Origin of the sequence: Polaromonas sp., from assembly GCF_039930745.1 — a bacterium.
Classification (GTDB): Bacteria; Pseudomonadota; Gammaproteobacteria; order Burkholderiales; family Burkholderiaceae_C; genus Polaromonas.
The window spans coordinates 1-8,209 of the sequence record NZ_JBDTTH010000129.1; the positions used below are offsets into that span (position 1 = coordinate 1).

The window sequence follows — 8,209 nt, forward strand, 5'->3', positions numbered from 1 at the left end:
ACTGGTGGAGCGTGGCCACATCTACATTGCGCAGCCGCCGCTGTACAAGGTCAAGTCGGGCAAGGAAGAGCAGTACCTCAAAGACAGCGCCGCCCTCGACAGCTTCCTGCTGAAGATTGCGCTGAAAGACGCGGCCGTGCAAACCGGTGCCGACCCATCCAGCGGCAAAGGCACGCTGCTGACCGGCGACACACTGGCCGAGCTGGCGCGCAAGCATCAGCTGGCCGAGTCCGTCATCAACCGCCTGCGCGGCTACATGGACGGCGAAGCGCTCAAGGCCATTGCCGACGGTGTGGCCCTGAACCTGGACACCGTGGAAGACGCCGAGCGCTCAGCCGCCGCGCTGCAGGCCCAGCTGCCCACGGCCGAAGTGGCCGGCGAGTTTGACACCCGTACCGACAAACCCATTTTGCGCATCAGCCGCCGCCATCATGGCAACGTGAAAAGCAGCGTGCTCACGCAAGACTTTGTGCACGGTGCCGACTACCTGGCGCTGGTGGAAGCCGCTGTCACCTTCAAGGGCCTGATGAACGAAGGCGCCAAGGTAACGCGCGGCGAAGGCGAACGCCAGAAAGAGGAGAAGGTAGAAACCTTCCGCGAAGCCATGGCCTGGCTGATCACGCAGGCCGAAGCCGCCACCGCACGCCAGCGCTACAAAGGCCTGGGCGAGATGAACCCCGCCCAGCTGTGGGAAACCACCATGGACCCCGCCGTGCGCCGCCTGCTGCGCGTGCAGATTGACGACGCCATCGAAGCCGATCACGTGTTCACCATGCTGATGGGTGACGACGTCGAGCCGCGCCGCGAGTTCATTGAGACGAATGCGCTGCGCGCTGCGAATATTGACGTTTAGAGGGTGACCATGCAACGCGTCGTCAAACGTATCCAGTTGCATGTCGCCCAGGAACCGGCGGATCTGGCTTGGTGGCTAACGCAACCGATTCAGTCACGAATTGACGCATTGGAAGCCTTGCGTCTCCGGCGCTATGCAGGATGTTCTGTTGGCGCTTTCCACGTTCAAAGAGTTTGCCGCATTACTCAGCTCAAGCGCGATTGAATACCTGGTCGATGCGAGAAGGCAGAGAGTAAAGGCATGACCCTGGTTGCCGTTATCGACTTTGAAACCACCGGCCTGTCGCCCGCCATGGGTGACCGCGCCACCGAGGTGGCCATCGTGCTGGTTGAAAACGGCAACGTGGTTGACCGCTTCCAGAGCCTGATGAATGCGGGTGTGCACATTCCCGCCTTCATCACCAGCCTCACCGGCATCAGCAACGCCATGGTGGCCACAGCGCCCGACGCCGCTACCGTCATGCGCGAGGCGAGCCGCTTTGTGGGCAACACACCCATGGTGGCGCACAACGCTTCGTTTGACCGCAGGTTCTGGCAGGCCGAGCTGGCACGTGCCGGAGCGGCTGCGGCGCAGCCCTTTGCCTGCACCATGCTTGTGTCCAGAAGGCTGTATCCCCAGGCGTCCAGTCACAAGCTCGGCGTGCTGGTGGACTACCACCACCTGCCGCGCGCCGGGCGGGCCCACCGAGCGCTGGCCGATGCAGAAATGGCAGCGTCGCTGCTGGGACAGATCCAGCATGACCTGCGCACCCGCCGTCGCGTGGGCAAGCCCGACCACGCCCTGCTGATGAACCTGCAGCGCTGCGCCAAGCCCGCGGTTCCCGCGCTGATGGCGAAGTACGCCACGGCTTGAGAGCCGCTGATTCGCTATTAAAAAGCTAGCTGCTTGCGCCCGCCTACAAAGGGCTGGAGGCATAAAACACTCATAACCCGCCCCATGAAGGCACCGCGCCTAGGCCGGTGTGCCGCTGATCATCAGGGCAGGGTCGCGACCGCAAGCTTGAGGTCCAAGGCGACGACCTTCGGTGATACGTCACCCCGGCCGCGACAGGGGCTCTTTGGTCTGCTCACGAATGAGTTTGCCAATGAAAGCGGCGAATTCCACGATGTCATGGCCGGTGCTGGCCTTTTCGAGGGCTTCCATGTATGGCTTGCGTTGCTGCACGGGGACGATGGTCCAGACATAACCGCCGGTGACCAGCATCGCGTTCATCAGGAAGCGGCCCAGCCGGCCGTTGCCCTCCATATAGGGGTGGATGTAAACGACGAAGAAGTGTCCGAGTACCGCGCGAACGCCCGGGTGCGGCTCCGTGGCAATCAGTTCAAAGAGGACTGGCATGCAATCGCGTACAGCTTCTTTCGAAATCGGCACGTGCATGGCCCCGCGGATGTAGACCTGCTCATTGCGCCAACCCGCCAGGTCGCGTGGCTTGAGCAGACCCGCCTGAACGCTTGGGCTGAAAAGCGCGCGATACCAGCTGCCGAGCGCGTCTCGCACGTCATGGCGCGGGCTCTGGCTTTTCAGCAAACGGGCAATGAACTCTTTCACCTCGGTGTGGGCCTCAAAATAGCCCTTGGCGGCCATGGCGTCGCGTGCGCCATTGTCCGCACCTTCCGGGTCCCAGCTGCCGGAGCGCACGCGTTCAATCAGCTCCGGCGTGACCCGATAACCTTCGATCGACAGTGAGTGGTAGGCATCGCTGACGTAGCGGGCCTCCACGTCATTCAGCGCTGCACCGATGTCCGTGGGCAGGGGGCCCTGCGCGGGCAGCTGCTCCATGACGACGCCCCGCATTTGCGCCCAGGTGAGCCGCAGGCGCTGTACGTAAGGCGACTCCGGTCGTCCGCCTGGCAAGGCCAACGGAACAACATCAAACGGCGAGGCCTCCTGGACCACATAGTCCGCGCTTTTCATGGTGTTGACTATGTCGTCAGCCATTTCAGGGCGGCCGAGAGCTCGCAGGGCTCCCGCCAGCCGGCCAGCCACCACAGAATGCGAGCCTTGCAGCAACGGACTCAGCAGCTCTGCGGGGTCTTCAAGCATGCCAAACGCGATGCGCGCGGCAACTGCCTGCTGTTGGTAGAAGCCCGGCCCGACCGCGACCAGGGCAGGCGCCAGCGCCACCAGCCGTAGCCCACCTTCGTTGCTCTCCGCCTGCGCAGGCAGCAAATTTGGCGCACGATAAAGAAAGAGCGAGCATGCGTGAGGAAGCTCGACACGTTGATTGTTGCCGCCCTTCGTCCACACCTGAAGCTGGCGCGGAAGCGCTCGCTCTCCGGAGCGCAGCTGTAGCGATTGTTCGGGGCTCAAGTGCCAGTCCTGGCCGAAGCGGTCATCGCAGTAACCACTGATGAAGTTGCGCATGCCGGCAAACCACGCGGCGGTGCTGCCAAGCGGCTCCCCGGGCCTGCCAGGCAGATACCAGCCCTTGAAAACCTCTTCAATGAAGCCCGCTTTGCTCAGCCTTTCCCGATGCGTGCGGGAAAGCTGGTTGCCGCGGATGACGCGGTGACCTCGCTCTTGCAAGGCAGCAAGTTCAGCGAGGGACTGGGCCAGTTTTTCGTTGGGAGCGGGCATGGACGGTTGGGGATTGAACGGCCCCGTGTGTTTTATCTAATATTCCGTCTTATTATTGCACTACTATTAAGTCATGTCAATTGACTAGAATTAAGCTTTTTCAACTGACTATTTTCAGGCTTATTGCCTCCGCCGTAAGACCATAAGAGTCTCGGCTGCTGCCGATATGAGGTGCTGAACCCGCCGTGACGTCGGGTCCTCTTGGGTTGGCGCAGCTTCCTTGCACCTGCGTGCCGCGCTCGCGGGCAGCTTTCCTTGCCGTCGATCAAACGCCAGACATTCGATGGACGGGAAAACCGCTATTAAAAATGTAGCTGCTTGTGCCCGTCCACAAAGGGCTGGAGGCATAAAACGCTCATAATCTGCCCCATGACCACCCACACCCACCCCGCCACGCCGCTGTCTACCCACGACACCACCCGCATTGACGACACCCGCATCAGCGCGGTGCGCCCGCTGATCACGCCCGCCCTGCTGCAGGAGTGGCTGCCGGTGCCCGAAGCTAGCCTGAGCCTGGTGGAGCAAAGCCGCGCGGCGATTTCGCGCGTGCTGCATGGCGCCGACGACCGGCTGATTGTGGTGGTGGGGCCCTGCTCGATTCACGATCATGGCCAGGCCATGGACTACGCCCGCCAGCTGAAGGCGCAGGCCGATGCGCTGGCCGGTGAGCTGCTGGTGGTGATGCGCGCGTACTTTGAAAAGCCACGCACCACCGTGGGCTGGAAAGGTTATATCAACGACCCGCACCTGGACGGAAGCTTCGCCATCAATGAAGGGCTGGAAATGGCGCGGCAGTTGCTGCTGGACGTGCTGGCCCTGGGCCTGCCCGTGGGCACCGAGTTTCTGGATTTGCTGAGCCCCCAGTTTCTCAGCGACCTGGTGAGCTGGGGCGCCATTGGCGCACGCACCACCGAAAGCCCCAGCCACCGCCAGCTGGCCTCGGGCCTGAGCTGCCCCGTCGGCTTCAAGAACGGCACCGACGGCGGCATCAAGGTGGCCACCGACGCCATCCAGGCCGCGCAGGCGAACCACGCATTCATGGGCATGACCAAGATGGGCCAGGCCGCGATTTTTGAAACCCGCGGCAATAACGACTGCCACGTGATTTTGCGCGGCGGCAAACAACCCAATTACTCAAAGGCCGATGTAGACGCCGCCTGCGCCCTGCTTAAAAGCGCCGGCCTGCGCGAGCAGGTGATGATCGATGTGTCCCACGCCAACAGCAGCAAGCAGCACCAGCGCCAGATCACCGTGGCAGCCGAGGTGGCCCAGCAGATGGCCGCCGGCGACCAGCGCATCACCGGCCTCATGATCGAAAGCCACCTGCAGGAAGGCCGGCAAGACATCGTGCCTGGCACGCCGCTGCGGCCTGGTGTGTCGGTGACCGATGCGTGTATCAGCATGGCGCAGACGGTGCCGGTGTTGGAGGGGTTGGCGGGGGCGGTGAGGGAGCGGCGCGGATTCAGAAAGGGATGACGCTGGCCGGTTCGCGAACCAGTTCCAGTCTTTGCGCCAGCGCACCGGCCAGACGCTTGCGTGGATTGGCTGGCGGTCGGCGTTGGCTCTGAGAGGAACTACGGGATTTTTCGGTGAGGGATGGAACACCCGCGCTGCGTATCAAAGCGAGCGGGTTTTTAATCATTACCCTTGGGCTTGGGTCCAAATATTCTTTTGAATTCTTCATGCTTGGCCGTGCGCCAAGTGTCTGTCATATCACCGTTGCGTTCCAGTGCATCGTAGATGTCACGCACCAGATCGTTATCCACAACCTTTGCTGATCTGAGTTTCGCAAGCATCTCAAACCCGTGCCAGACCCTCAGCCCCGCTTCCTCAGCCAAGGTGTGCATTCCCAAGTCATCGGTTACAACGATTGCGCTTTTGATCTGTCCATAGGCAAGCAGCCAGCAATCCGTAGGCCCTGGTGGGGAACGACCGTGGGAGGTGTACTTGTCAATCTCAAGCTGAACTGTACCCATCAGCACGTCCTGCACCAACTTCATGTCCTGTTTATCCGCTGCACTGAGCCGAGTCTGCTTGGCCAAACGCTCTTGCGCAAACTCGGGCTCGTCAAACCAAGGGTTTTTGAATCGGAGCTTGGGATTGCGGTGGACCTCTTCCTCCACTACTTTCAGAATCACCACGACATACGGAACCTGGCCAAACTGGCACCCTACCGCAGGGCGAATGCGCTTGGCAAGCCGAAGGTAGGTATTCGTGTCCAGCAGGACTTCGGTGGTCACCGGGTCAGTTCCCCATGCAGTGCCAATGCATCTTGCATGGGTATGTCCATCACCTGTTGGATATAGCCCGCACCGGTTTGCTTTGCTTGCATCATGCGGCTCAGTGCCTGAAAAAAGTCGCTGTGAAACTGGCGCTCGGCCGCTGCCAAATAGGCCGAAGGCGATGGTGGTAACGGTGCAAACAGCGTCTCGCTTACCAGTTTGCCCCGTTGCGCATTGCGCATTTTGTGAATGTCGATGGCCGCATGCTTCAAGGGTGACAAACCCGCCGACAGAGCGAATCCATTGACTTGCTGAAAGACGGTATTGAGAGAAATACCATGCTCACGCGCAAACGCTTGCAACACGGTGGCTTCATGCGCCTTGGGTTGCCCGGCAACCTGGGTATATGCCGTGCGGGCCAGTTCTTTGGGGAATAGCAGGGCGCCGGCAAAGGCGTCCGCAAAATCTTCCCCCTCATCTTTCCCAGCCAGCTGCGGAGTAAACACATGCGCCAGCTCATGTGCCATCCAGAATTTGAAATCCTCCAGATAGGTATCCAGATTCAAGAAGATGAAAGTCACGCGCTCCTGGGGCAAAAGAATATGCAAAGCGTTCTTGTGGTTCTGCAGAGCGCCCCACATGACAGGCACAACCACCGCCCCGTTCTCGGCAAACTCGCTCAGCAATTGCTCGTAATGCAGCACGCCGCCCTCACCCAGCCCTAAATTCTTGCGGACCTGCGAAACCACCTCCTGCACGGCCGCATATTCGGTAGAAGGATCAGGCACCTGGCGGCGCAGTTGCGGCACGGCGGACAAGAACGGAACCAGTGCCTTTAACAAAGCCCCCATGGCCATGGCCTTGATGACGTGCTCGTCTTTGGTCTTCGCGCCCGCCTTTTTGCGGAACGCCACCACAGGCTGAGTGGCTTGAGGCAACTGCACCAAGTCGCCAAACTCCAACTTCAGGGTGGTTGCGAGCTTAAGCAGCTTGTCTGGCCGGGGGAAATCCGTGCCCTTCATCCAGTTGGTCACGGCTTGGCCCGTTACACCCAACTGCGTAGCCAGTTCCTTTTGGGTCCACCCCCGTGCTTGAATGGCGGACTTAATGTTGTCGCTGTGGATAACTTTGTGCATAAGCAGTAGATTATCTGTGCAAACCCCCAAAAATCAAGTTTAATCAAGCTAGATCAAGGGTTATTCGCTCTCTATGCAACATCCTGAACCAGCGCCTCGGCCAGATGGGCTTGGGTGGATTGGCTGGCGGTCAGGCGCTGGCGCAGGTCGGCGCACAGACGGCGCAGCTGGGCTACGCGAGTAACGATGCGGGATTGTTCGGCGTGGGGTGGCAGGTGATGATCGACGTATCCCACGCCAACAGCAGCAAGCAGCACCAGCGCCAGATCACCGTGGCAGCCGAGGTGGCCCAGCAGATGGCCGCCGGCGACCGGCGCATCACCGGGCTCATGATCGAAAGCCATCTGCATGAAGGCCGGCAAGACATCGTGCCCGGCACACCGCTGCGACCTGGTGTGTCGGTGACCGATGCCTGCATCAGCATGGCGCAGACGGTGCCGGTGCTGGAGGGGTTGGCAGGGGCGGTCCAGGATCGCCGTAAGGGCAGAAGTTTAAGTTAGCCCAACTACGCTACATGTGTTGCTGTATTTAGAGCTACCCCGGTGCGAGCATACGGACTGCTTAGCAACCTTCCTGCGCTGCGTATCAGTAGGGAAAGAGACCTTGTGTGGGGATGGAGGGTCATGGATACTGCAGCTCTGTCCGGATCTGAATTCGCTTCCATGTTTAATCGTCCCGATACAACTGGGAGTTCTGAATGCCAATAGTTGAGTTCGTAATTCGAGAATAAGAGCTCTTCGCTACAAGGCGTGAGCAATAGGGAGGCTTGATGAGTGCAGTGTGGAGGGGAGATCTGCGGTATGAGGGCCTGCTCGAAGCGGCTGCTGCGCCGTCGCGCGTAACCAGCCTTACTCATGGGTTCTATCGTTATCCCGCCAGGTTTGGTGAGCGATTCGTTAGAGAGGCAATAGTCAGTTTTTCTCGACGTGGCGACATGGTGCTTGACCCGTTCTGCGGGGGAGGCACCACCGTGGTTGAGGCTCTTTCGCAAGGGCGCCAAGCGGCGGGCTCGGACTTGAGCCAGTTGGCATTGTTCATAGCGGAAGCGAAAACTACACCTCTTAGTAAGAATCAGCTCGACTGTGTAGGCGAGTGGTTAGGTGCGATAACCACTGATATTGCACCGTTGCTTGGTCCATCACGTGAGGCTAAGGAGAATTTAGCGGGGACACCGGGGCTGCTTCGAAATCTGATTGTGAATCTGTGTGCATTAATTGCCACTCTGCCTCGAGGAGCAACGCAGCGGTTCGCAAGAACTTTGCTCTTAAGAACGGCGCAGTGGGCTTTGGACGGTAAAGAAGAAGTTCCAACGCCGACAAATTTTGTACAGCGGTTGCATCTTTCTTACGAAGTCATGCGCAAAGGGATGAATCGCCCCGTATTTTGAGGAGGCTCAAATCTCTGAGAGGATTGAGCCATGA

At 60.0% G+C, this 8,209-nt stretch carries 7 protein-coding genes and 2 pseudogenes; 6 read left to right on the forward strand and 3 right to left on the reverse strand.

The genetic code is table 11. From position 1 onward, the window contains the following. From gyrB to ABI660_RS21940, 3 genes and pseudogenes are all read left to right on the forward strand, one after another. Positions 1 to 853: pseudogene (gene gyrB / locus ABI660_RS21930) on the forward strand (DNA gyrase subunit B); the annotation flags it as partial. A 9-nt stretch (positions 854 to 862) separates the two neighbouring features. Beyond that, a complete protein-coding gene (locus ABI660_RS21935) occupies positions 863 to 1,057 on the forward strand; it encodes a hypothetical protein (RefSeq protein WP_348072137.1) in 195 nt (64 codons plus the stop codon). Between the two features lie 36 nt (positions 1,058 to 1,093). After that, positions 1,094 to 1,705, forward strand: coding sequence for a 3'-5' exonuclease (locus ABI660_RS21940; protein WP_348072139.1), 612 nt, complete (start codon positions 1,094 to 1,096; stop codon positions 1,703 to 1,705). A 180-nt stretch (positions 1,706 to 1,885) separates the two neighbouring features. Here the strand turns inward: ABI660_RS21940 and ABI660_RS21945 are convergent, their stop codons facing one another. Continuing rightward, a complete protein-coding gene (locus tag ABI660_RS21945) occupies positions 1,886 to 3,430 on the reverse strand; it encodes a Fic family protein (RefSeq protein WP_348072140.1) in 1,545 nt (514 codons plus the stop codon). A 369-nt stretch (positions 3,431 to 3,799) separates the two neighbouring features. Here ABI660_RS21945 and ABI660_RS21950 point away from each other — a divergent pair, with 369 nt between their 5' ends. After that, a complete protein-coding gene (locus ABI660_RS21950) occupies positions 3,800 to 4,906 on the forward strand; it encodes a 3-deoxy-7-phosphoheptulonate synthase (RefSeq protein ID WP_348072141.1) in 1,107 nt (368 codons plus the stop codon). Between the two features lie 158 nt (positions 4,907 to 5,064). Here ABI660_RS21950 and ABI660_RS21955 read toward each other — a convergent pair whose 3' ends face one another. Further along, positions 5,065 to 5,670 carry a hypothetical protein gene (locus ABI660_RS21955; RefSeq protein WP_348072143.1) on the reverse strand — a complete coding sequence of 202 codons (606 nt, stop codon included), beginning with the start codon at positions 5,668 to 5,670 and terminating at the stop codon, positions 5,065 to 5,067. Further along, positions 5,667 to 6,788, reverse strand: coding sequence for an XRE family transcriptional regulator (locus tag ABI660_RS21960; protein WP_348072145.1), 1,122 nt, complete (start codon positions 6,786 to 6,788; stop codon positions 5,667 to 5,669). Before ABI660_RS21960 ends, ABI660_RS21955 begins: the two co-directional genes overlap by 4 nt. A 212-nt stretch (positions 6,789 to 7,000) precedes the next feature. Here ABI660_RS21960 and ABI660_RS21965 point away from each other — a divergent pair. Both ABI660_RS21965 and ABI660_RS21970 read left to right on the forward strand, forming a co-directional pair. After that, a pseudogene (locus ABI660_RS21965) lies at positions 7,001 to 7,288 on the forward strand (3-deoxy-7-phosphoheptulonate synthase); the annotation flags it as partial. A 269-nt stretch (positions 7,289 to 7,557) separates the two neighbouring features. After that, the gene (locus ABI660_RS21970) at positions 7,558 to 8,175 is read left to right on the forward strand and encodes a DNA methyltransferase (RefSeq protein ID WP_348072147.1); all 618 of its coding nucleotides are present in this window, start codon (positions 7,558 to 7,560) and stop codon (positions 8,173 to 8,175) included. Positions 8,176 to 8,209: the final 34 nt, after the last annotated feature.

Excerpts from the sequence above, each read along its gene's own strand:
- ABI660_RS21935 (WP_348072137.1), top strand. The coding sequence starts at position 863 with ATGCAACGCGTCGTCAAACGTATCCAGTTGCATGTCGCCCAGGAACCG.
- ABI660_RS21940 (WP_348072139.1), top strand. The coding sequence starts at position 1,094 with ATGACCCTGGTTGCCGTTATCGACTTTGAAACCACCGGCCTGTCGCCC.
- ABI660_RS21945 (WP_348072140.1), bottom strand. The coding sequence starts at position 3,430 with ATGCCCGCTCCCAACGAAAAACTGGCCCAGTCCCTCGCTGAACTTGCT.
- ABI660_RS21950 (WP_348072141.1), top strand. The coding sequence starts at position 3,800 with ATGACCACCCACACCCACCCCGCCACGCCGCTGTCTACCCACGACACC.
- ABI660_RS21960 (WP_348072145.1), bottom strand. The coding sequence starts at position 6,788 with ATGCACAAAGTTATCCACAGCGACAACATTAAGTCCGCCATTCAAGCA.
- ABI660_RS21970 (WP_348072147.1), top strand. The coding sequence starts at position 7,558 with ATGAGTGCAGTGTGGAGGGGAGATCTGCGGTATGAGGGCCTGCTCGAA.